The sequence below is a fragment of the Fibrobacter sp. UWB16 genome, assembly GCF_900215325.1.
Taxonomy (GTDB): Bacteria; Fibrobacterota; Fibrobacteria; order Fibrobacterales; family Fibrobacteraceae; genus Fibrobacter.
Map to the genome: position 1 here is coordinate 39711 of NZ_OCMS01000002.1, position 24368 is coordinate 64078.

16 protein-coding genes and 1 tRNA gene are annotated in these 24368 nt (G+C 49.5%); 12 read left to right on the forward strand and 5 right to left on the reverse strand.

Annotated features, from left to right (window positions below; genetic code table 11):
• The first annotated feature begins 124 nt into the window (after positions 1–124).
• The 10 genes from CRN95_RS05590 (at position 125) to CRN95_RS05630 (ending at position 16948) form a co-directional block, all read left to right on the forward strand.
• Entirely contained in the window at positions 125–1165 is a 1041-nt protein-coding gene (locus tag CRN95_RS05590; RefSeq protein ID WP_097020324.1) for an FISUMP domain-containing protein, read from the forward strand.
• Positions 1166–1204: 39 nt separating this feature from the next.
• Positions 1205–1690 carry a 2-C-methyl-D-erythritol 2,4-cyclodiphosphate synthase gene (gene ispF, locus CRN95_RS05595; RefSeq protein ID WP_072827534.1) on the forward strand — a complete coding sequence of 162 codons (486 nt, stop codon included), beginning with the start codon at positions 1205–1207 and terminating at the stop codon, positions 1688–1690.
• Between the two features lie 294 nt (positions 1691–1984).
• Positions 1985–3691: a Na/Pi cotransporter family protein gene (locus tag CRN95_RS05600; RefSeq protein ID WP_073423376.1), complete on the forward strand. Its 1707-nt coding sequence runs from the start codon at positions 1985–1987 to the stop codon at positions 3689–3691.
• Between the two features lie 220 nt (positions 3692–3911).
• Complete coding sequence (locus CRN95_RS05605) at positions 3912–4586, forward strand: winged helix-turn-helix domain-containing protein (RefSeq protein WP_072827532.1); 675 nt, start codon at positions 3912–3914, stop codon at positions 4584–4586.
• 29 nt (positions 4587–4615) lie between these two features.
• A complete protein-coding gene (locus CRN95_RS05610) occupies positions 4616–5971 on the forward strand; it encodes an ATP-binding protein (protein ID WP_235002893.1) in 1356 nt (451 codons plus the stop codon).
• A complete protein-coding gene (locus CRN95_RS05615; RefSeq protein ID WP_097020326.1) occupies positions 5968–7677 on the forward strand; it encodes a Na/Pi cotransporter family protein in 1710 nt (569 codons plus the stop codon). The genes CRN95_RS05610 and CRN95_RS05615 overlap by 4 nt, the downstream gene beginning before the upstream one ends.
• A 101-nt stretch (positions 7678–7778) precedes the next feature.
• Positions 7779–9785, forward strand: coding sequence for a T9SS type A sorting domain-containing protein (locus CRN95_RS05620; protein WP_235002895.1), 2007 nt, complete (start codon positions 7779–7781; stop codon positions 9783–9785).
• A 178-nt stretch (positions 9786–9963) separates the two neighbouring features.
• Complete coding sequence (locus tag CRN95_RS14990; protein ID WP_235002896.1) at positions 9964–15504, forward strand: MBG domain-containing protein; 5541 nt, start codon at positions 9964–9966, stop codon at positions 15502–15504.
• Positions 15505–15519: 15 nt separating this feature from the next.
• Positions 15520–15660: a hypothetical protein gene (locus CRN95_RS14800; protein WP_159462279.1), complete on the forward strand. Its 141-nt coding sequence runs from the start codon at positions 15520–15522 to the stop codon at positions 15658–15660.
• A gap of 301 nt (positions 15661–15961) precedes the next feature.
• Positions 15962–16948, forward strand: a complete 987-nt coding sequence (locus tag CRN95_RS05630) for a PD-(D/E)XK nuclease family transposase (RefSeq protein ID WP_097020329.1) — start codon at positions 15962–15964, stop codon at positions 16946–16948.
• Between the two features lie 120 nt (positions 16949–17068).
• Here the strand turns inward: CRN95_RS05630 and CRN95_RS05635 are convergent, their stop codons facing one another.
• Both CRN95_RS05635 and CRN95_RS05640 read right to left on the reverse strand, forming a co-directional pair.
• Positions 17069–18844 carry a DNA repair helicase XPB gene (locus CRN95_RS05635; protein ID WP_097020330.1) on the reverse strand — a complete coding sequence of 592 codons (1776 nt, stop codon included), beginning with the start codon at positions 18842–18844 and terminating at the stop codon, positions 17069–17071.
• 159 nt (positions 18845–19003) lie between these two features.
• Positions 19004–19076 (reverse strand) — tRNA-Thr (locus CRN95_RS05640).
• A 113-nt stretch (positions 19077–19189) separates the two neighbouring features.
• Here CRN95_RS05640 and CRN95_RS05645 point away from each other — a divergent pair.
• Together CRN95_RS05645 and CRN95_RS05650 are read left to right on the forward strand one after the other, a co-directional pair.
• Positions 19190–19876, forward strand: a complete 687-nt coding sequence (locus CRN95_RS05645; RefSeq protein WP_088630759.1) for a tetratricopeptide repeat protein — start codon at positions 19190–19192, stop codon at positions 19874–19876.
• A 147-nt stretch (positions 19877–20023) separates the two neighbouring features.
• Entirely contained in the window at positions 20024–20314 is a 291-nt protein-coding gene (locus tag CRN95_RS05650; protein WP_088630758.1) for a hypothetical protein, read from the forward strand.
• Between the two features lie 8 nt (positions 20315–20322).
• Here the strand turns inward: CRN95_RS05650 and CRN95_RS05655 are convergent, their stop codons facing one another.
• From CRN95_RS05655 to CRN95_RS05670, 3 genes are read right to left on the reverse strand one after another with little or no spacing between them, the layout of a single operon-like run.
• Positions 20323–21396, reverse strand: coding sequence for a rhomboid family intramembrane serine protease (locus tag CRN95_RS05655; protein ID WP_097020331.1), 1074 nt, complete (start codon positions 21394–21396; stop codon positions 20323–20325).
• A 31-nt stretch (positions 21397–21427) separates the two neighbouring features.
• Entirely contained in the window at positions 21428–23233 is a 1806-nt protein-coding gene (locus CRN95_RS05665) for a PHP domain-containing protein (RefSeq protein ID WP_235002897.1), read from the reverse strand.
• Positions 23233–24366: a hypothetical protein gene (locus CRN95_RS05670; protein WP_097020332.1), complete on the reverse strand. Its 1134-nt coding sequence runs from the start codon at positions 24364–24366 to the stop codon at positions 23233–23235. The genes CRN95_RS05665 and CRN95_RS05670 overlap by 1 nt, the downstream gene beginning before the upstream one ends.
• Between the last annotated feature and the right edge of the window lie 2 nt (positions 24367–24368).

The window sequence follows — 24368 nt, forward strand, 5'->3', positions numbered from 1 at the left end:
TGTCGTTCCCGCCACCGAGCGGAAATCACCTTTTGAAAAACGTCCCGGCTGAAAAAGTCGGGATGTTTTTTTATTGTTTCCTCGGACTTTATCTATATTTTTTGCTGTTGAAAGGAGAGTTAGTATGAATTTGATGAAAAAAATGGCTTTAGTGGCTGCTTGTATGCTTGTGTCTGCCACTTTCGTTGCTTGCAATGATGATACTGCGGTGGCTGCTGATGTTGTTGAACAGTCTTCGTCGAGCGAAGAGTCTGTCGATGATGAACCGTCTTCTTCTAGCGAAATTTCTTCTAGTGAAACGGTGGATGATGGTGATTCCTCCTCTTCAAGCGAAACTGTGGAAAAAGCAGAATCGTCCAGTTCGTCGAAAAAATTGGATTGCGGTCCAATTCCCGATGACGAGGAATTTGTAATGACATATAAGGTGACTTACGATTCCATTGTCGATGCCCGCGACGGTCGTGTTTATAAGACGGTGACTTTTTGGTCTTTATCTCCAGAAATTGGACCATTTAAGTGCGAAGAATTTTCGCAGACATGGATGGCCGAAAATCTGAATTACGCAGATAGCTCTGCCACTCCGAGTTTGTTGGGGAATAACTGGTGCTACGATAATGACGAAGCGAACTGTGATGCTGAAGGTCGCCTTTATACTTGGGCTGCTGCTGTTGATTCTGTGGCTTTAGCGGCAAATGAGGAGAAACCCTTGGATTGTGGCTTTGGCTCAACATGTAATGTCGGAAGTGGTGAAAAAATAGTGCGTGGAATTTGCCCCGAAGGCTGGCATATACCGAATCAGAGTGAATGGGGTTATATTCGTACTAATACTGATGATGTTGTTGGCCCTTTCGGCAAGTCGCTTAAGTCAAAAACGGGATGGGATTGTGATGCCTGTAATGGTACAGATGATTTTGAATTTACGGTACTCCCTATTGGAATGTGGGACTGGAATACATCGAAGTTCAAGGACAGGGGAAAAACGGCGTATTTTTGGTCGGCTCAGGAATATTTCAATTATAGTGCCTATGCAGAGATTTTTAAGTACAATGCGATAGTACCTCATTGGGAATTCATTCAAAAAAGTGCGGGCCTTTCTATCCGTTGTGTGAAAGACGGTGAGGTTTATCGATATGTGGAGAAACCCTCGGATGCGTTCTCTGATTAGTTTTTGCTAATTTTGCGAACGTAGAAAAGAGGAATATTTATGGACAAGATTTATCGTTCTGGTATTGGTTTTGACGTTCACAAGTTGGTGGAAGGCCGCAAGTGCATTATCGGCGGCGTGGACATCCCGTACGAAAAGGGCTTGCTCGGCCACAGCGATGCTGACGTGCTTTTGCATGCGATTAGCGATGCGTTGCTGGGTGCCGCTGGTCTCGGCGACATTGGCACGTACTTCCCGGATACGGACCCTGCTTTCAAGGGCGCCGATAGCTTGGAACTCTTGCGCAAGGTCGGCGAAGAAGTCAAGAAGGCTGGCTACGAAATCATCAATATCGATAGCATTGTGATGTGCGAACGCCCGAAGGTGAACCCGCACAAGGAACAAATGAAGGCAAACATTGCCCGCGTGCTCGGCCTCGACGTAAAGCAGATTGGCATCAAGGGCACGACGACCGAAAAGCTCGGTTTCACGGGTCGCGGCGAAGGTATCGCAAGCCAGGCCGTTGCGATGGTGCGCTCTGTTTAATTGCTTCAAACGTCATTCTGAACGAGCGGAGCGAAGTGAAGAATCCTGTTAAATAAGACTGGATGGGGCGAAGCCCCTACTCTTTGGCTCGGTTATCTATGTTGTTCCCGGTTCAACGCGACCGGGGCTCTCTTGTTTTTAGGGGCTGATTTTACCTAGCTTTTTTCTATATTTTACACCGACTTTAAATACTTTACATTGGTTTTACGGAAAACAATTCACCGCCATGAGCCCGAACTAGCTGAAAGGCAGCGACGATGATCCGGTAGTGGCGCAACATAGGAAAAATACTATATGGCCTGGATGGCTCTTAAAATGTTGGGTTGCTTGGCGCTCCTCATGTTCGGCATGAAGTCGATGAGTGAAGCCTTGCAGAAAATGGCTGGTCCGCAGCTGAGACATGTTCTCGGCACGATGACCACGAACCGTTTTACGGGTATGCTCACCGGTATGTTTGTTACAGCCTCTGTACAGAGTTCGACCGCCACCACGTTGATGACTGTCTCTTTTGTTAATGCGGGGCTTTTGACTCTCATGCAGGCAATTTCGATTATCCTCGGCGCTCACATTGGTACGACGGTTACCGCATGGATCATGAGCCTTGGGTTCTCGTTCAACATCGCAAACTTTGTGTATCCGGCGTTCTTCATCGGCATTATCCTTGTGTACATGAACAAGAAACGCGTTGTGGGCGATTTCCTGTTCGGTGTTGGATTCCTCTTTTTGGGCCTTACGACACTTAAGGAAACTGGCTTTGCTGTGGTGCAGGACCCGGCGGCAAGCGCTTCGATCAGTGCTTTCTTTGCCCGCTTTAGCGATCCGAACTTCTTCAATTCGCTGTTCTTCCTTGTGATGGGTACGGTGCTTACGCTTTGCGTGCAGTCTTCCGCTGCTATCATGGCCATTACGATGATTCTTTGCTCAACCGGCGTTTTGCATATTGACCAGGGCATTATGCTTGTGCTTGGCGAAAACATCGGTACGACGATTACGGCAAACATTGTGGCACTCTCGGCCAATACGCAGGCCCGCCGTGCCGCTCTCGCTCACTTCACGATTAACGTTATCGGTGTGATTTGGGTGGTGATTGTGCTCAAGTGGTTCCTCGGCGCCGTTTGCCATGTGGTCGGCTTTGATCTTGGCATCCGTCCGGGCGACGAAGGCTATGCCGCTAACCTCGCGAAGATTTCCGTGGTGCTCGCCACGTTCCACTCCGCATTCAACGTCTCTAACACGTTCCTCCAGATTTGGTTCATCAAGTACATCGAAAAGTTCGTGTGCCGCGTGATCAAGCCGAAGAATTCCGATGAAGAAGAAGACTCCCGCTTGCACTTCATTAGCTCTGGCTTGATGGGTACGCCTGAACTTTCGCTCCTCGAAGCCCGCAAGGAAATCAGCTTGTTTGCCGTGCGTACGCAGAAGATGTTCCACTTTGTGCCGGACCTTTTGGCCATGAAGAACGAGAACGATTTTGTGAAGCTCTTCGCCCGCATCGAAAAGTACGAAGGCATCAGCGACAACATGGAAATCGAAATTGGCGATTACCTGAACAAGGTGGGCGAGGGCCGCTTGAGCCCGGAAAGTAAGACCGCTTTGCAGTGCATGCTTAAGGAAATTTCTGAAATCGAGAGCATGGGCGACGCTTGCTACAACATGGCTCGTGCTATCAATCGCAAGTTCAGGTGCAAGGGCGAATTTACGCAAGACCAGCTCGAACACATCAAGCATTTGATGCAACTCTGCGACAACGCTATGACGCACATGATCGGCGTTTTGAACGATGTCCCGCAAATCGATGTGAACCGCACGCTGAATTTCGAGAACGAAATCAACGATTACCGCAAGCTCCTCAAGGAAAAGAACGTGGCGGATATTGAATCGCAGAAGTACAGCTACCAGATTGGAGTTCATTACATGGATATCGTGAACGACTGCGAAAAGCTGGGCGACTACATTGTGAACGTGGTCGAAGCCCACGCCAACAGAAGACTCTCTGTGTAATTGCGCTAGGTCCTCACCTTTGTGAGGATGACGAAGATGATTATCATGCCGGCCTTAGTGCCGGCTTTTTCGTTGTCATGTCCGGCCTCGACTGGGCGTCTTCCGTTTGTAAAATCTGTGTAAAGTGCAAATAAAACCTTTGCGAAGTCTTTGCTTTTGCCATTGCATTCCTTCGATGGACTTTTTATCTTGATATTTGCTAAAATCGTATATTTTAGGTATGATATACATTGTAGAAGACGATCTTGAAATCCGCGAAATGGAAGCCTATGCACTTAGGAGCAGTGGCTTTGAAGTTAGTGCATTCGATTGTGCTAAAAAGCTGGATGAAGAGGTCAAAGTCTGCGTTCCGGATTTGTTCATTTTGGACATTATGCTCCCCGGCGAAGACGGTCTTAGCATTTTAAAGCGTCTCCGTGCTCAGGAAAGCACTAGGAACGTCCCGGTCATCATGCTGACGGCCAAGGGCTCCGAGTTGGACAAGGTCAAGGGCCTTGATTTGGGGGCCGATGACTATATTGCAAAACCCTTTGGCATTTTGGAGTTTGTTTCGCGTGTCAAGGCGTTGCTCCGTCGATCGAGTATAAATCTTGAAGCCGAAGAATCGAAAGTTATTTCGCTGGATGGCGTTACGCTCGATGAGGCAAAACACACCGTGGTGGCTGGCGGCGACAATGTGGAATTGACGTACAAGGAATACGAACTTCTGAAATTGCTCTTGTCGCACCCGGGGGTTGTCTATTCAAGGCAACAGATTTTGGAAAAAATCTGGGGTATCGATTTCAAGATGGACACGCGGACCGTCGATATGCACATTAAGACGCTCCGACAAAAACTGGGCGAGCAAGGGTCAATCATTCAAACTATACGTAACGTCGGGTATAAAGCGCAATGAAAGACCGTATACGATACAGCTTGATTTATATGGGTGTCATTGCCGCCCTCTTGGCTGTATTTTTTACGGTGCGAGTCTTCGAAGACGAAATGGCGGACCAGCTCAAGGTCCACTTGCGTGAAAACCTGCGGTTGATCGAAACTGCCTACATTGACGAATCGCTCGAAAGCAAACCGCAAAATTTGGCACGGTTTGCTAGTGCCGACTTGCGAATCACGCTGATTGATTCGACCGGTAAAATCATTTACGATAGCGATGCGAAGGCTGCCGAAATGGAAAACCATTACAATCGCGAAGAAGTTTCCGATGCGATGGAGAAAGGTTTTGGCGAAGATTTGCGGTATTCCTCTACATTGCAGGCCAAGGCGTTTTATTTTGCCAAGCGTTTGAATGATGGCAATGTATTGCGACTCGGGATGCGCCAAGCGAATTTGCAACAGGCGTATTCAAAGACGATGCCGTATCTGATTGCGTTGTTTGCGGCCATTGTCGCCGCTGCAATCTTGATTGCGATTGGGCTTAGCCGTGCGTTTATCAGCCCGCTGAAAAAGCTTGTGGACCAGCTCGGCACGCCTGAATGGATGAATATCGAGAACGTCTATAAGGAAATTGAACCGCTTGTCAATACGATTCGCAAGCAGGATCTTGAACTGCGCTTGACGATTGAACAGCTCTCGAATGAAAAACAAAAAATCTCGCATCTGAAAGATGAATTTACCGCGAACGCATCGCATGAACTGAAAACTCCGCTGACATCGATTTCGGGTTATGCGGAACTGATTGAAAGCGGCATGGCGAAACCCGAAGACGTCAAGATTTTTGCAGGCAAGATTCACAAGGAAGCGAAACGCCTCCAGTCGATTGCCAACGATATCATTACACTTTCCAAGCTCAATGACCGTGAAAGCGAACCTTTGGACCTCAACGAAGAAATCAACCTTTGGAATCTGGCTCAGAGCTGTATCGAAGGCTTGATGCTGAATGCGAACAAGAAAAATATCCAGCTTTCGCTTGACGGCAACCGCAATTCCGAAATTACAGGAAATTCGAAATTGCTTTTCGAAATGATTTTCAACTTGGTGGACAACTCCATCCGCTACACGGAACAAGGCGGAAAGGTCGTTGTCGTCGTTGAAGAAAACGCCATTGTCGTGAAAGATACGGGCATTGGAATTCCTGAAGAATGCCAGTCCCGCATATTCGAACGGTTCTACCGCGTGGACAAGAGCCGTTCCAAGGAAACTGGCGGCACGGGCCTTGGACTCTCCATTGTCAAGCACATTGCCGAAGTCCATCATGCTGCAATACATCTGAAATCGACTGTCGGATTCGGCACCGAAGTCAGAATTGATTTTAAATCTTCTAAAACAACTAAGGTCGTATGATACTCGCTATTTTAAAAATGATAGGTTGCCTTGCTCTCCTCATGTTCGGCATGAAGACGATGAGTGAAGGCTTGCAGAAACTTACCGGTGGACACCTCCGTACTGTTCTTGGGACTATGACAAAGCATCGCGTGGGCGGACTTTTGACCGGTACGTTCGTGACCGCCGCCGTGCAGTCTTCGACGGCAACGACTGTGATGACCGTGAGCTTTGTGAACGCGGGACTCTTGACGCTGAAACAGGCTATCCCCGTGATTATGGGCGCAAACATCGGTACGACAGCGACCGCGTGGATCATGTCGATTTTCGGATTCCAGTTCAACATGAGCAGCGTTGTTTGGCCGTTCTTTGGGCTTGGAATCGTGCTCACGTATGTCCGCAAAAATAGCGTGAAGAGCTTTGGTGAATTTGTTTTCGGTTTTGCCTTTATGTTCCTCGGCCTTACGACGCTCCGCGAAAACGCCGTGGCGATGGATTTGTCGCATAACCAGACGATTATCGACTTCTTTGCCTCGACGGGTGGCTGGGGCATTTTCAGTACGCTTTTGTTCCTCTTGCTCGGCGGCATCCTCACGATGTGCGTGCAGTCTTCGGCAGCCATCATGGCCATTACGCTTATCCTTTGCAGTAGCGGCGTGCTCCCGATTTACCAGGGCATTGCACTTGTGATGGGTGAAAACATCGGTACGACGGTGACTTCGAACTTGGCGGCTCTTTCGGCAAGTACGCAGGCTAGGCGCGCGGCTTTGGCTCACATGCTCTTTAACGTGTTCGGCGTGGTGTGGATTCTCATTGTATTTAACCCGTTTGTGAATATGGTTTGCCATGTGGTTGGCTTCGATCCGACATTTGTGCCGCAAACTCAAGAAGAAATCGCCCAGGCGAGCGTTCGTGTGACGTATGCGCTTTCCGGATTCCATACGGCATTCAACCTTTGCAACGTGCTCCTTTTGATTTGGTTCATCAAGCCGATGGAAAAGCTCATCTGCAAGATTATCAAGGACAAGGACGATGGCGAAGATTTCCGCATCAAGTTTATCAGTGGCGGCCTTATGAGTACGGCCGAACTTTCGCTCTTTGAAGCCCGCAAGGAAATTAACGTTTTTGCAGAACGCACCCTTGAAATGTTCCGCTTCTTGCCGGACCTCCTCAAGATGAAAAATGAAGAGGACTTTGTAAAGCTGTTCGCCCGCATCGAAAAGTACGAAGGCATCAGCGACAGGTTCGAAATTGAAATTGGTGAATACTTGAACAAGGTCAGCGGCGGTCGCTTGAGTATCGAAAGTAAGACGATGTTGCAGTGCATGCAAAAGGAAATTTCTGAAATCGAAAGTATCGGCGATGCTTGCTACAACATGGCTCGCGCCATCAACCGCAAGTTCCATCTTGAGGAAGATTTTACCGAGGAACAGTACAGCCGCATAGAAAACATGATGAAACTTTGCGACCAGGCGCTAGTGCAGATGGTGGATGTTATCGAGGACAAGCCGCATACGAAGGCTTCGAATACGATGACGCTTGAATTTGAAATCAACGATTACCGCAAGATACTCAAGGACTTGAATATCGAAGATATCAATGCGCAGCGCTACAGCTACCAGATAGGTGTGCATTACATGGATGTGGTGAACGACTGCGAAAAGCTGGGGGACTATGTGGTGAACGTCGTCGAAGCGCACGTGAACCACAGACTGCTCGGAAAGTAATCGGAATGGAGCCGCAGGGAATGCGGCTCTTTCAATATTTTTATATTTGCAATTTAGTAGGTGACCTTGGCCCTTTTTAGGGGCGAAAAATGGAGGGCTGTATGAAAAAATTCATGGCGTTGGCTTTTGCCTTGTTCTTTGCGGTAGCAAATGCCGCTGAAACGTATGAGGCTTCGGAAAAAATCACGCAACAGGTTCTGTCAGGGGAACTTTCCCAGACCGTGTATGCTGGCGATGAAATTAAGCCGGTTAAAATTCTATATGAAAATACTGGCCTTGGCGAAGATGCTGTACCAGAATATTCATCGACGAACTTTTTGGAAAATTTGGGCTTGTCGAAAAGGTGGACTAAGGGGCCCGCTTGTGAAATTGCGGGAGAGATGAGAGATGATATTCCCGCTGGTACGTACACTGCATTTATCGTCGTCAAAGACGCTGATGGCAAGTTCGCCAAGACAGAGTTCGAGTTCACTGTGCTGGAAAAAGAAGAAACGTTGTCTTTAAAATGGAATGAAAGTAGCGGTGACGTGAATCAGGAAGTCACTGCGGGTAAGTCTATTACATCTATCGTTTTCGATTACGAGGGAATAACAAGTTATAGCGTAAGTGGACTCCCGTCTGGACTTGTAAAGAATATTGATGAAAAAAAACATAAAATCATGATTGTCGGCTCTGTAAATAGCGATGTAATGTCTGGTGATTATGAATACAAAGTCACTGTTAAGAACGACCAAGGCGATGAAAAGAGCCTGTCGGGAACGATTGTTGTGGAAAGTGGCAAGGCTCGCACATCAATAAAGCTTGTTAGTGAAAAAGCAAGACAGGAAGTCCTGGCGGGCAATGAGATTGAGCCCGTCGTGTTCGAGTTTGCGAATGTTCGTGTCGATGAAAGTTTATCTTCATTTAAGTTCGAAGGATCGTTAAAAGGATCGTTTGCGTATAGTGTAGAAGAAAATAAGCTCACGTGCAGTGGAACTGTCGATGAGAATTTGAAGGGTGGATTATACTCGATAAGAATTATTGCAATTGGTGAAAATAACAATGATACCGCTTTTGCAAACGTTGATGTGATTCGTAAGTCTGTAGAGACGAAGGTATATGTCATTGAAAATGAAACGCAGTCGCTGACTGCCGGCGATTCTATCGAGCCGATTGTTTTCAAGGTAGAACATGGCTCTAATCTTGAGCTTACGAATTTCCCGGGTGGTTACGTGCTTAAAAAAGATGGTAATACGGTGACTATTACTGGGCTGGTTGAAGAAAGTGCTAAGGGTCCGCATGAAGTTGTGCTTACAGTCGACAACAATGCGAGTGCCAAGGCGACGATTAATGTAGCAGCTGGGGTTATGTCGTTCGATGTTATTGAAGGTAGCGATAATCAAACGGTTGTTGCTGGCCAAGAGATTGTTCCGATAGTTTATCAGTACAACCATGTGAAACTTATTAATGGTAAAAAAATCCTTGCTGATTTGGAAGTGAAACAAGATAAAGAAAAAAAACAAGTTAAGATTTATGGAACTGTGGATCCTGAAATGGCGGCCCATGAATACGTTTATTCGTTCGAACTGACGGATTATTATGGAGAAACAAAGACTGTAACGGGCAAGATTAATGTCGTTGCATCTTCGAGCTCGGAGGCGACATCTTCAAGTTCCGCGAAGTCTTCGTCTAGCTCTGCCGTGCAGTCCAGCAGCTCGAACGTCATCCTGAGCTCTAGCGAAGGATCCAGTAGCAGTTCTGTAGTGCAGTCCAGTAGTAGCTCCGCAAAGCAGTCCAGCAGCTCGAATGTCATCCTGAGCTCTAGCGAAGGATCCAGTAGCAGTTCTGTAAAGCAGTCCAGCTCTAGCGAAAAGACCATTAAGATCGTGACGGTGGCAATGAACGGCGTGAAGTTTGGCTATGCAAACAATGCGCTGACGGTTGCTGTGCCCACATCTTCGATGGTGCGTGTGCAAGTGTTCGACTTGACCGGTCATCTGGTCGAAACGTTTGCCGAATCTGTCAATGGTTCCAAGAGCATTAACCTCGCTCATTTGAACCGTGGCAATTATCTGGTGCGTGTCGAAAGCAATAGCATGGTTCGTACTGCAAGAATTGCCGTGAAGTAAGGAAACGCCCTGTCACGTCGTGCTGACGTTCAAAGGGAGAAAATTCCAGTGACTTTAAAAATAGCCCGTGAGCAGGAGCGGCAGAATAACCCTAAAAATAGCCCATTTGGGCTATTTATTTTTTTTACCTCTTTTTTAAATTTGACGCGAGTTAACATAAAATGGGATGCTTTACCCTATGAAAAACATCAAAATATTCGCATTTTTAGCAATTTTCCTCCTTTCTGCGGCTGTTTCGACCGCATGGGCAGTGGATGTCACCTTGACTTACAAAATCGAAGTCCAAGGCACTTTACCTGTGGCGCATATCTATAATGCCGCAACAGGCGAAGAAGTCGCTTCCTGGGATCATGGCATTAAAACTCTTTGGCCTGCGAACGAAGGGCACACCATGAACGATGATTACAAAATCACTTTCAAGCCCAATCAAGGTTTGGACAAGACCGACAAAAACGAAAACAACAAATCGACATCCACGACGGCCTTCAGGACCGAAAAAGAAACGGATTTCCAGGTGAAGGTGGGCAAAGAGGGCTTTTACTTAAAAAGCGTGACGTTCAAGGAAAATAATACTGTGAAAGCGTCTTCCTCCAACATCGCCCCAAACTCAACCTCCATCGGAGTGAGTGTTCCGAAAAACAAGTTCTTCAACTACATCACCGTGGTGCTGACGGTCGATGCCTATACCGTGAGTGTACCTGAAAATCTTACCATCAGCGACGCTTTTGCGACTATCAGCGGTGTCAATTACTACAAGGCTGGCGAAACGGTCACCTTCGGTTTCTCTGGTTCCGGCAGTGTAGTGTATTTTGTCAATGGTGAACGTATTGAGGGCAACAGCGTTACCGTGGGGAAAAAAGATTTGAAGGTGGAAATTGGCATCCCCTACATCGACGAAAACGGTAAGACGCAAATCCGTGAGCCAGGCGAATACACCGTGCTCACAGAGGATAATAAACCCAATGAAGATGGAGTCATCAACCTTAATGGCGGCTGGTACGTGGTGCAGGGCAAGGTGAAATACGCGAGCCAAGTCAAGTTTAGCGGTGAAGCTCATCTCATCCTCGCGGACGGTGCGGAGATGGTGATTGAAAGTGAAAGTATGTATGGAATCTACGCTTTGAATAACTTGACCATCTATGGGCAGAGCGGACAAGGTGGAATTTTGAACGCCACCGCAAATGGCAAAATCGGTTCCGGCATCTACGGCAAGGGAACAGTCACGATAATCGGCGGCACGGTCGAGGCCTCTGGCACAAACGGCTACGGCATCTACGGTGATAAAGGAGTCACGATAAGCGGCGGCACGGTTACGGCCACAAGTACAAACGGTTCCGGCATCTACGGTTATAACGGAGTCACGATAAGCGGCGGCAGCGTCGAGGCCGTCGGAAAAGACGGCATCGACGGTTCTAAAGGAGTCACGATAAGCGGCGGCAAGGTCACGGCCACTGGCATTGGCTTCTACGGCATCCATAGCAGCATTGGGAACATCACCCTTGGCTGGACGAACAGCACCGACTTCATCAAGGCGAGCAGCTACTACTACAGCAATAAGGGCTCCGTCCAAATCGCCGAGGGCAAGTCGTTCAAGGACGAGAAAGGCATCGTATATAGCGGCACGCTCACTGGCGAGCAACTTTCCGCTATTAAGGGCAATAGACTTGAGCCTTGCTACGCAGTGACGTTCGATGCTCAGAACGGCGACGACCCCATAATGCTTTTGACTACTTTCGACGAAAACGGTGTTGCTCACGTCAAAAAGCCCAACGACCCGATTCGCAGCGGTTTCACGTTTGAGGGTTGGTTTACCGCCACAGACGGCAACACAGAATTCGACTTCTCCGCTGCAATCACCGGCAATACGACAGCCTACGCCAAGTGGAAGGAGAATGCACTTGTCGAATACATCGACGAAAATGGCGCGCCGAAGAGTGTTACGGATTACACCGTGCTCACAGAGGATAATAAACCCAATAAAGATGGAGTCATCGAACTCCCCGGCGGCTGGTACGTGGTGCAGGGCAAGGTGAAATACTCGAACCAAGTCAAGTTTAGCGGTGAAGCTCATCTCATCCTCGCGGACGGTGCGGAGATGGTGATTGAAAGTAAAAGTAGGTTTGTAATCTACGCTTTGAATAACTTGACCATCTACGGGCAGAGCGGACAAGGTGGAATTTTGAACGTCACCGCAAAAGCTTCGTTCTGTTTCGGCATCTACAGCAGTAATGGAAGAATCACGATAAGCGGCGGCAGCGTCACGGCCACTGGCACAAACTATCCCGGCATCTACGGTGATAAAGGAGTCTCGATAAGCGGCGGCAAGGTCACTGCCACTGGCTCTAACTCTAACGACGGCATCTCCAGCTATTCTGGCGATATCACGATAATCGGCGGCAAGGTCACTGCCACTGGCTCTAACTACGGCATCTCCAGCTATTCTGGCAATATCACCCTTGGCTGGACGAACAGCACCGACTACATCTATGCAAACGGCTACTTTCTTAGAGACTATAAAAAAAATGTCTCCATCGCCGAGGGCAAGTCGTTCAAGGACGAAAAAGGCTACGTGTATAGAGGCACGCTCACCAAAGGTCAAGTTTCCGACTTCAAAGGTCAAAAACTCGAACCATTTGAAGGTGTAAGCGTATCTTTTGTCGATAACTTCAGCGGAGCTTCGGATGTTTTTGCTGAAATCGCCGTTGACGGAGAAGGCCATGTCTCAGCCCCGTCAAAGCACCCGTTCCATAGTGGCTACGCATTCGTCGGCTGGTTCACCTCACCCGAAGGCGGCTCGGAATTCGACTTCACGGTCAAAGTCACTGAGAACACGACTGCCTACGCACATTGGAATGAGAATACGCCTGTCGAATACATCGACGAAAACGGCGGAACAAATGAAACCAAGAATTACATTTTGCTCACTAATGACATATATGTAGAAGATGACCTCCTCGGCGGCTGGTACGTGGTGCAGGGCAAGGTGAAATACTCGAGCCAAGTCAAGTTTAGCGGTGAAGCTCATCTCATCCTCGCGGACGGTGCGAAGATGGAGATTGAAACTGAAGGTGAATATGGAATCTATGCATCGAAAAATCTGACCATCTACGGGCAGAACGGGCAAAGCGGAATTTTGAACGCCATCGCAAATGGCTCAAGCGGTAACGGCATCTACAGCCGTTTTGGCGATATCACGATAATCGGCGGCAAGGTCACGGCCACTGGCTCTAGCTTCGGCATCTACGGTTCTAACGGAGTCACGATAAGCGGCGGCAGCGTCACGGCCACTGGCTCAAACTACGGCATCTACGGTTATGACGGAGTCTCGATAAGTGGCGGCAGCGTCACGGCCACTGGCGAAAACGGTGTCGGCATCTACAGCGTTTTTGGCAATATCATGATAAGCGGCGGCAGCGTCATGGCCACAGGCAAAAACGGTTACGGCATCTCCAGCTGGGATGGAAATATTACCCTTGGCTGGACGAACAGCACCGACTTCATCTATGCAAGCAGCTACTACTGCGAAAAAGGCTCAGTCTCCATCGCCGAGGGCAAGTCGTTCAAGGACGAGAAAGACATCGTATATAGCGGCACGCTCACTGATGAAAATCTCGAATATATCAAAAACAAAACGCTTACGCCGCCCAAGCCTTTCCCCGACAATATTGTTATCGCCAATATTTCCGGCGCAACCTACACCGGGGATTCGATTCGCCCGGAACCTGTTGTAACCATCGGCGAAAATGTGCTTGAACTGGGCAAGGACTACACGCTTGCTTATAAAGACAACTTGAACGCTTCCGATACGGCTAAAGTAATCGTCAAGGGGGCTGGAAAATATTACGGCGAAGTCCAAAAGTTATTTACAATCGCCAAGGTTCCGCTCACCGTCACCGCGAAGGACAAGTCCATCGTTTACGGCAATGAACCCGCAAATGACGGTGTTGAATACAGTGGCTTTATCGGCGAAGAAAATGAGTCGGTTTTGGGTGGCGAGCTCTCGTATAGTTACAGCTACAAAAAGCTCGACAAGGTCGGTAAGTATACGATTACACCTAGCGGCCTGACAGCCGGCAACTACGAGATTACCTTTGCCGCAGGCACGCTGACAGTCGAGATCGCTGCTGTTTCTGTGGAAGCTCCGGTCGCCGAGGAAAAGCTCGTTTACAGCGGCAAAGCCCAGGAACTTGTAACGGCAGGCAAGACCAACTTCGGAATGTTGCTTTACAGCCTCGATGGTGAAAATTACGGTGCTGAAATCCCTGCTGCCACGGATGCAAAGACCTATACCGTCTATTACAAGGTCGAAGGAAGTGACAACTGGAACGCGCTTGAAACGAAAACAATCGAAGTGTCTATCGCGAAGGCTGATATCTCTGTGGAAGCACTGGCAGCCAAGGAAAAGCTCGTTTACAGCGGCAAAGCACAGGAACTTGTAACAGCAGGCAACGCCAACTTCGGAGCGTTGCTTTACAGCCTCGATGGTGAAAAATACAGCGCCGAAATCCCAGCTGCCACGGACGCAAAGACTTATACCGTCTATTACAAGGTCGCAGAAAGTGACAACTGGAACGCATTCGAAGCGAAAACAATCGAAGTGGTAATCGCGAAGGCTCCGCTTACAATCACCGCCAAGGACAAGACAATCGCCTACGGCGATGAACCTGCAAATGACGGCGTGGAATACAGTGGCTTTATCGGCGAAGAAAATGAGTCGGTTTTGGGTGGTAAGCTCACGTATAGCTACGATTACAAGAAGCTCGACAAGGTCGGCAAATATACGATTACGCCTAGCGGCCTGACCGCCAGCAACTACGAGATTTCGTTTGTCGCGGGAGCCTTGAACGTGGAACCGAAGGCAACGCATTACGCTGCCGTGCAGGTCCTCGAAGACGAAAACGGCAAGCGTGCCGAAATCGACGGCGAATACGGCGAAGGTGATGGAATCGTTATTACGGAACCGCTGGAAGTTGCAAGTGTTGAATTTAGCCGCGACTTCTCGACGCAGGGCTATTCGACAATCGTTCTCCCGTTCGACGTGAATACGAGCAAGTTAAGCGGCGTGGATTCCGTGCTTTCGTTTGCCCGCATTGTCAAGGAACAGGGCGAAATGGCTGTAGGCATGAAGGTCGTGTGGGAAGCTTCTGCCTCCCATGTGGATCTGAAGGCCAACACGCCGTACATGGTGAAGATGACCGGTGCAAAGCTCGGCATTGACGGCGGCGTGACATTGCTGCCGACCGAAGCTGCCGTGACCAAGTCTGACGCCCAGAACGATGGCTGGGAATTCCGCGGAACGTATGCTTACAAGTCCTGGCAGGAAGGTGACGAAGACTTGTGCAGGGTCTACGGCTTTGCCGGTGGCTCCAACGACGAAGTTTCTGAAGGTGATTTCGTGAAGTTCACGGCCGGTGCAAGCCTCCGTCCGTTGCGCGCCTACCTCATCAACACGAACAGAACCTGCGGCGCTCCTAAGATGGCACGTGCCTACGGCGATTACGTTCTTGGTGCAAAGTCTTCCATTGACGATCTCCCGGAAAGCATGAAGGTGGTCATTGTCGGAGAAGACGGATACACGACGGTCATTGGCCACTTCAATACACGCACAGGCGAGTTCACGACAGGCACAAGCGTGCGCAAGTTTGACCTGAAGGGCCGCGCAGTCCGTGGCACGCCGAGCGCCCGTGGCGCCTACTACGGCAAGAGAGTTAAAAAGTAAAAAGGAATGAGTTTTATGCAAAACGCAAAAGAACAGAAAAAAGAATACCAGAAACCTGAAATGAAGGAAATCCTCCTCAAGACCGAGGGAAGCCTCCTTCAGAGCAGCGACCCGTTTGGCAGCGATCCGTCCGGATGGAACGGCCCGGGCGCATAGCTTTGGGAATGCTCGTTAAGTGAAAAGACTCCGCCACGGCGGAGCCTTTTTTGTTTTGAAAGCGTGCGGGGATGTTTCAGCACTCTCGTCATGCTGAGGCAACGCCGAAGCATCCAGTCAAATTGTGCCATTCGTCATTCTGAGCGTAGCGAAGAATCCAGTTAATTCGTGGCATCCAGTCAAATCTTGATGCGTACATTAGTATGTAAAAATTTACGTCGAAAACGTAGGACAAATCCGGCAAAAAAGCGTGTTAATGTAATGGGGGCCATATTACAAACATCCCCCTAAAGGAAAACAAATGACCGAAAACACGACTTCAGAAAAGAACGCCTACTATATCGTCACAAATGCGCAGGGCGAACAGTTCCTGCTTCCGTATTACAGCGAAACGTTCCGTGTGCTGATGGATGACAAGGATACCATCCGCGACATGCTGAATTGTTTGCTTGGGTTCGACAGCGACCATGAAATCGTCGATCTTGATTATGAGTTCGAAAAGCCCATTGACGTTTTCATGCCGGAAGACGACTCCGCGCGCCTTGATGTGTGGGTAACCACCAAGGACAATCGCTATTTCAACATAGAGATGCAGAATAGAAATCATCCGTTCTTTCTTGACCGCCTGCAACTCTACAATTCCTACCAGACATTGCGAGGCAAGTACGAATACAACCGCTCGGCGTATTTTAAGGCGATGGACGAAAAACAGCGCAAGGTTCATTTCTATGAACTACCTGAAATGATTTCCATTTGGCTTTGTAATTTCTCGATTCTCAAGTCAGATGATATTTTCAAGGACACCTGGGCGGTCTATAGCGAGGATGAAGTTCGCCATAGCGATGCGACGCATAAGGCTCTTCCCGTTTTCAGTAAAAATAGGTATATTGTAGTTGACTTGCCGAGCTTTAAGAGGATACGCAAGAACATCAGTTCACGCGAGGACTACTGGCTGAAACTCTTGTCGCAAGGTCCGCTTGAAGTTCCCGAATCGAAGGACCCGATCTTTAGGGACGCCCTCAACCGTTTGCGCGTAAGTCGCATAAAACCTGAACTGCTAAAAGCCCTGGAGGAACACATGTTCGATAAACACGCTGATGAAGCTATCGAAGCCGAGATTTGGCTCAAAGCAGAAGCCAAGGGCGAGGCTAGAGGTCGCGAACGGGAACGGTTAGAAAATAAAAACGACACTGTGACTGTTTTGCGTGATATGGGTCTTTCCGAAGAAAAAATTGCCGAGGCGAAGGCTCGGTTGGAGGCTCTTCAGCAGAGCCGCCTTTCCAGGTAATCTTTAATCCTATACTTTTCCCATAATCCAGTCCAAAGGGCTGGATTTTTTTTTGGCGTGTTTATTCGTAAAAAAAATAGCCCTGCTTTGGCAGGGCTGTTTTCCGTAATGTAATCCTTATTAGCTGCGTGCGGCGAGTTCTTCAGGAGTTCTCATAAGAATGTCCCAGTCACCGCGCTTGATGATCTTGTAGGCGTAGCCCTGTTCCGTGAGGAACAGCTGGCGGTTCATGGCGAATTCCTGTTCCTTGGAATCCTGCGTCACGATGCTGTAGAAGTGGGCGGCGCCGCCGTCGCTCTTCGGGCGCAATACGCGGCCGAGGCGCTGTGCTTCTTCCTGGCGGCTTCCGAAGGTACCGGAAATCTGGATAAGCACGTTGGCGTCCGGCAAGTCGATAGCGAAGTTACCGACCTTCGAAACCATGAGGTTCTTCTGCGCGCCCGAACGGAATGCTCCGTAGAGCTTTTCGCGTTCCTTGTTCGGAGTCTTGCCTGTAATCAGCGGGATCTGCAAGTCTTCGGAGAGCGCTTCGAGCTGGTCGATGTACTGGCCGATGATAAGCACACGGTCATCCGGCTTGCTGAAGTACTTGAGCAAGCGTTCGACGATGTCCGTCTTTTCGGGGTTCGTGCTCGCGAGCGTAATCTTGTCGCGCACGGGGGCAAGCGCATACTTCATCTTGAGTTCCGGATCCATCGGGATGCGGATTTCGTTACAGTCAGCGGTGGCAATCCAGCCCTGTGCTTCCAAGATGCGCCACGGAATGTCGAACTTTTTCGGGCCAATCAAGCTGAACACTTCGGTTTCCTTGTGGTCTTCACGGACGAGCGTTGCCGTAAGGCCCAGGCGGCGAGTGGCCTGCATTTCGGTACTCAAGCGGAACACCGGAGCCGGGAGCAAGTGCACTTCGTCGTAAATCATGAGGCCCCACTTTTCCTGGCTGAAAAGCGGGAAGTTGGCGAGTTCCTTCTTGACCTCTTCTTCGGTCATTTCTGGTTCCTTGCCTTCCTTGTTTTCGTCACCCTTCTTGGCGCGCTTGCGTTGCGTCAAGATCTGGTAGGTGGCAACCGTCACCGGGCCGATTTCTTTCACTTCGCCGGAGTATTCCTTGACCTGGTCAAGCGTAAGGTTCGTCTTGTCGCAGATTTCGCGGATCCACTGGCGCGAAGACGAAATGTTCGGAGTCAAAATCAAAGTTTTAGTTTGTACCAAAGCCATTGTGGCAAGGCCAATCACAGTCTTACCGGAACCGCAGGGGAGAACGATCACACCGGAACCGCCCTTTTCGCTACCACTGGCGTAGAACACCTGTGCGGCATCCTTCTGGTAATCGCGGAGCTTGAACGGCTTGCCTGAAACGGTTGTTTCGCGGAGCTGGATGGGGAGCGGGTCGCCAACGGTGTAACCGGCCAAGTCTTCGACCGGGAAACCTGCGTTGGTAAGGACCATCTTCAAGTGACCACGGCGTTCCGGGTCAACAACGACGTGCGTGTCGTCAATGTGCTCGATAATAAAAGGTTCAACGTCCTTGAGCTTGCAAATTTCAAGGAACATTAATTTATCATCAGATTCCATCGTCAAGCGTCCGTCTTCTTTTTTGAGACGAAGCAAGCCGTAACGAGCCATGTAGTCTTCGATTTCCGTGACGACCGTCGGCGGAATGGGGTAGCGGCTCTGGCTTTCGAGTCTTTCGAGAACTTCAGGAGCGCGGAGGCCTGTTGCGGCAGCGTTCCACAAGCTCAAATGAGAAATCTTGTAAGTGTGCAGGTGCTCTGGGCTTTTGACAAGCTCTGTAAAAGGAGCGATTGCATCACGTGCGGTAGTGTAATTAGGATTATCGACCTCGACCATAATTTCGAGGTTACTTTGTACAATGATTGCGCCATTCGGATTCATAGAGTGCCAAATTTAGTTATTTAGGGCGCGTTTCGCAAGTCGTACGTTTTTGCTGAAAATCTTACAAAAAGGCTTTGGTATATAAAAGGAGATTCCCGCTCGGAGGCGGGAATGACATGAAAAAAAAACTCCCCGGACTTGTGTCCGAGGAGTCTTTCGAGCCGCCCAGCAGATTTGAACTGCCGACCTGCTGATTACGAATCAGCTGCTCTACCAGCTGAGCTAGAGCGGCGAACGGGGACAAATATAGTAAAACAATGATTTCTTGTCAAGATTTACTGACAACCTTTATTTTTTTTTCTATGATTGGTCTACGAGAAAATTTTAAACATGGAAGCTTAACATATGGCTAACGAATCTAATAACAATAATTCCGAACTTAAAGCCTTCTTTGTCCAGCACGGTACGAAGATCGCTGTGGCATTCGTCGTTATCTTTGCTCTCATTGCTGGCATTGTCCAGTATAAGGAAGCTCGCAAGGTTGCCGCTGCCGAACAGAGCGAACTCATCGGTGTGGGCCTTACTTATCTCTATGCAAATGAAAAGGATAGCGCTCTTGTTGAATTCGAAAACAAGATTGCTTCTGGCAAGCTCGAAGGCCTTGCTCTTGCCAAGGCTTCTCTCCTCGCTGCTAATATCAAGTACGAAAAAAAGGACTTCGATGGTGCTGCCCTCCTTTTCCAGAACGCTCTTGATAACGCTGGTTCTGTAGCTCTCGTCCGTTCGGCTGCCATGCATGGTCTTGCCGCTGTGAAGATGGAAAAGGGCGACTTCTCCGCTGCTGCAAACTTCCTCGAAAAGTACATTGCAGAATTCGGCAAGCGCACTGGCGACAAGGAAGACCGCTACCAGAAGGACGAACCGGCTGACGAGGTCCCGATGGTTGCAGACGCCATGTGGAAGCTCACTCTTGTATATCAGCAGCTCGGTGCAAGCGACAAGGCTAAGGCTACTGCCGAACGTCTCCTTGTGGTCTACGGCGACAATCGCGCATTCGCTGATAAGGCTCGCAAGTTCCTCGCAGCTCTCTAATCGCTGATTTTTGAAAAATTTAAGTCCGTCTCCTTATCGGGGACGGGCTTTTTTATTTATGTGCTTACCATAAAAATCTATTTACAATCAACGACTTATAAAAAAAGTATATTGATTTTATACACAACCTAAAAGGGAGGGTGGGCCATGAAAATATTTTTATGGGCTTTAATTGTGGCCGTCGTGTCATTATCTTTCACTGCGTGTGGAGATTCCCCAGAAAAGTTTGTGAACGATGTGGTCGATAGCGGAATCAAGTGCGAGACGCATGAGTACGATAAGGCGAAGTGCGATCAACTTGCAGTTGAGTTTAGATCGCGTAACCACAATTTTAGTGAAGACGAGCAAAAACGTATTCAGAAACAGGTCGTTGAAAAGTTCTTTATTGAATTGAAAAAGCTAAACGATAAAAATTCAAAAGCAGGATCGACGCTGTAGGCCTGTTGTTAAATGGCGAGTGTCCAGCCTATGGCGAACAGTGCGTAGTAGGCGAGGACTCCAAAGATGTCGGTTGCGACAGTTGGCGCTCCCCAGCGGAGCGTCTTTTTTGTCGGGATAAATCCGCAAAGCAGGCCTGCGATAAATCCGTACAGGTGGCCGAGGATGTCGGCGTTTTCGCCGAGACCGAGGAATACGGCGAGCGAGGCGGCGCCGCAGAGCGGCGCAAATCGGCGGAGCAGGCCGTGCGTTTCGCGCGGCATGAGACGGAATTCGATGACGGCGAGGCAACCGATGGTTGCAAAAACGAAGCCGGAAAAGCCGAGCGAACGGAAGCTTGTCTGCACTGTGAGTGCGACGAAGAAGTTGGCAACGGCGCTTGCGACTGCCAGGAACGGCACGAGCTTAGCAAGTGGAATTCTGTAGTGCAAAAGGCTTAGCGCCAAGAATCCCGAGACGAGATTACTGGCGAGGTGGCGGCTGTCAGCATGGAGTGTCATGGCGGTAATCGTGCGCCACCATTCTCCGCGCAAGATTTTTGATGCATCGGCAATGCCTGCATTGTGCATCTGGACGGCAATATCGGAAAAGTCCAACAGCGTGCAGGCAATGGGAACGGCAAGCACCCACAGCGGGTGTAGCGTGAACTTGAGCGGAAGTGGCGGGTTCTCGTCGCGCGGTGGATTTTCACGGTGGTAGAGGCGGATCTGAAATTGCGCTGCACGGCGTTTTTCGGGCTCCACGAAGATCTGGAACGGGCCTTCTTCGGAGCGCTCGATGCGGTGCGTAATGCCTTGAGACAAAAGCACGAGACTCTCGTCGCGGATTTGCCTGAAACCGCCTTCGCTGATGCGGACGTCGGGCGGAATTTGGGGCTGTTCTTCGAGTTGCTCGGAGCCCTGTTCTGTTGAAGGCTGCGCGGTCTGCGAAAAATCGATGCTTTGTTCTGTCGAGGATGGCGCGGATTCTTGAAATGCTGACGGAACTGCGAGCGACTCGCTTGTATCGACTGTGCGTGACTCTGTTTCGAATTTGTCTGTATCCGGTCTGCGGCGAATCATGGGCGACATAAAGCGGGGCATGGCTACCTTCCTGATTTTTTTTGAAACGCTGTTAGAGCAACTGTGCCGCAGACGTGAGCGCAAACTTGCCGGTTGCCGTTTCGCATTCGGCACGGACGTAGGCGAAACCGAGCGTTGCAACGGGGATGTCGGCGTGGTCGGGTGTAGCGACTTGGCTTCCAATCATGACTTCTTCTTCGGGGGCGAGCTTGCCGTTTGGCTGTATGCGGCGCCCGTAAATGCGGACGTAGCGGAAACCTCCGCCGGTTTCTTTGTTGCTGCGGGCATGGAACGTGATTCCGTTATCGTCGCGTTCCCACCAGAGGGCTGGACCGTCTGTGATGTAGCAGTTGTCGGCGGCGAAGGCTGCGTTAATGGCGGCGAGAGTCAGCGAGACTTTACTGGATCCTTCGACTTCGACCTGACGGTCTTCGCTCAGGATGACACATTGGGGATGACACATGGTTGTCGAACCGCTCTCGTCTCTCGTCTCTCGTCTTTGGACTTTCGCTTCGCTCAAGTCCCAACTGTTCGGCTCGGTCATGCCCAACTGCGTTGGTCGCGGCTCTCGCCTTATACAGTTGTCGTCTAACTTTATAACAGTGCGGACATTCCCGAAGGTATGTGCGCGGGTGTGCTTTAGCGATATGAGCGGCAAGTCTACAGCCGTCATGCTGTTCAAGTCACCATGGGCATCGTTCCCGCCGATGGGGAGCAAATAATTGCCTTTGCCTAACTCATTTATCCAAAATTCTCGGCCGAGCTTGAAGCCTTCATCGCGGATGCCGTTCCAGAATTGCAGCCCGCGAATCGAATGCTTGTTTTTCAGTTGCAAATCTTCGGGCTTCCAGTAACCGCGACGGAATACGAACTTTTCCAAGAGTCCCATTTGCTGGAACGGGTGCGCTGCGAAGCAGTGCGCTTCGGTCATGTTCAGGATTTGCTTGATGCTGCGCGTCGGTCTGTTTTCAAGCCAATAGCGGCCGCAGTCGCCGAGCCCCGGGAGGTAACCTTCGGGGGCGAGGACAGTCATGTGAACATTCTCGCCTTTGCTGTTCCCTGCAGATACTTCTTCGCCGGCGAGCATGAGCGGCATGTCGTTGCCGTTTTCATCTTTCTTTGGGAGCGCTGCAATCTCTTCGCACAATTTTTGGAATCTCGGAACGGGTGAGTCTGCTTCCTTGGTGTAGTCCTCTTGTGTGAATGCAAAGTCGTAGGCGTGGTCCGTGCAGTTCACAAAGTCGAGCCCGACCGCTTTGGCAGCGAGCTGCAAAACTTCTGGCGTGGCGCCGTATTCCACATGGTCTGCGGAGTAGTGCGTGTGGCAGTGCATTTCGCCCGCGGCGTAGCCGGGGGCGATGGGGGGCGTCTCGTTCAAGACTTTAAAGCGGAGCGGGACGGGCTTAAGTCTCGGCAAGTTCCAACGTTCAAACGTTTGCGATTTGCCTTCGCGTTCTACTGTTAGTTTGCAATGCGCTTCGTATGTGCCTGTCGGAATTTTCCCAAGCGTAAGCGGAATGAATCTCATCTGCTCGCGGACTTCGATATTCAAATCTTTGCAAATGATGATGTCCGGCTGTGGCACGTCTTGTGTTTGCTGCGCATCTTGTAATAGCAACGCATCTTGCTGCGCATTTTGCGTCCGCGCTTTTAGAACGATTTCCGCGCTTTTAATTGTTGTCGGGAAATGGTCTGCGTCCCGCATGACAATCCAGAGGTAAGGCTCGATGCCTGGCACAAACTGGAATGGCGCATCGAAAATAATTTCGGGCCACGGCTTGTAAAGGAGCGACCAGGGCAGCTTGAACTTAAAATGCGTTTCTGCATAACGCAATTTTTCCCCCGGCCAAAAACTCATCAGTCACCTTTTGATTTTACGTTTGCAGGATCCACGTTCTTTTTAGGCGTGTCTTGAGGTACGGGCGTATTTTTCGGCGCATTTCCCGGCGCAGTTCCAATAGAATCCTGCACAACGCTTGTGTCGATTTTCGCGGAATCTAGTGCAGCAGATGAAGAATCTTGTGCGGCAGATGAATCTTGCACAGCGGATGAATCTTGAACTGCGGACGTGTCACGGACTACGCTCGTATCAATCTTTGCGCTATCCTGAACGGCGGTTTTTGCTGAATTTTTTGTATCGTCGATAATTGTGACTTTGGGTTTCTTGTCTCCGTCGTCATCATCATCGTCGTCGTCATCCTTGGGTTCAGGCTTGTTCCAAAATCCAAAAGAGCCTCTGATTTGCAACTGTATTCCACCCAGGTTCCACTTTGCTTTTTCCTTGGGACCGTTCGGGACAATGTCCGAGAAGTTTTTTTCGGATTCCACTGAAATGGAATTGAACCCAATATCGCCATAAAGCTTAAAGTTCTTCCAGGTAGCAAAAAGGTAACCAACGCTCAGGCCAAACCCAGAACCGTATATTGGGGTCTTTGCGCCCAGATAGCCCCAGGTTGTGTAGATCTCTGTTCCTGGCAAGGCCCAGTACCAACGGACGGCAATGCTGAATAGTCCGCCTGTGCTAAGCGTTATGAAGTTCTTGGGCAATGCAAAACGGTATTCGAGGAAAAGCGGAACGCCTTGCAGTGTGTATTCGTAACTATGCGTGCCACTCCTGCGGTCGGTCAAAACGACAGATTCGTTGTCGTAGATGAAACCGATACCGGTACTCAAAAAGTGGTCTTCCAAAAATTGCCACTGGATTCCCGCCGTAACAGGGAAGCAGAAGTTCACCTTCTGAAAGTCCTGCTTGGCGACATTCAAGGATTCGGCTCTGTTGACGGCGTTCGCCTTAAAACCATAATAGATGGTGTCGATGGCATCTTGGAAGTACTTACGCTCTTCAAAGCTTAAAAAAGAAATGGAGGGCTGTACGAATACAGATAGGATGGAATTGTCGTGGTCCAGTTTTTCTTCACTTGCGGCAAAGGTCGTTGCTGAAACTAGCAATGACGTAAGGAGGGTGAAAACTATTTTGGACTTGAATTTCATCC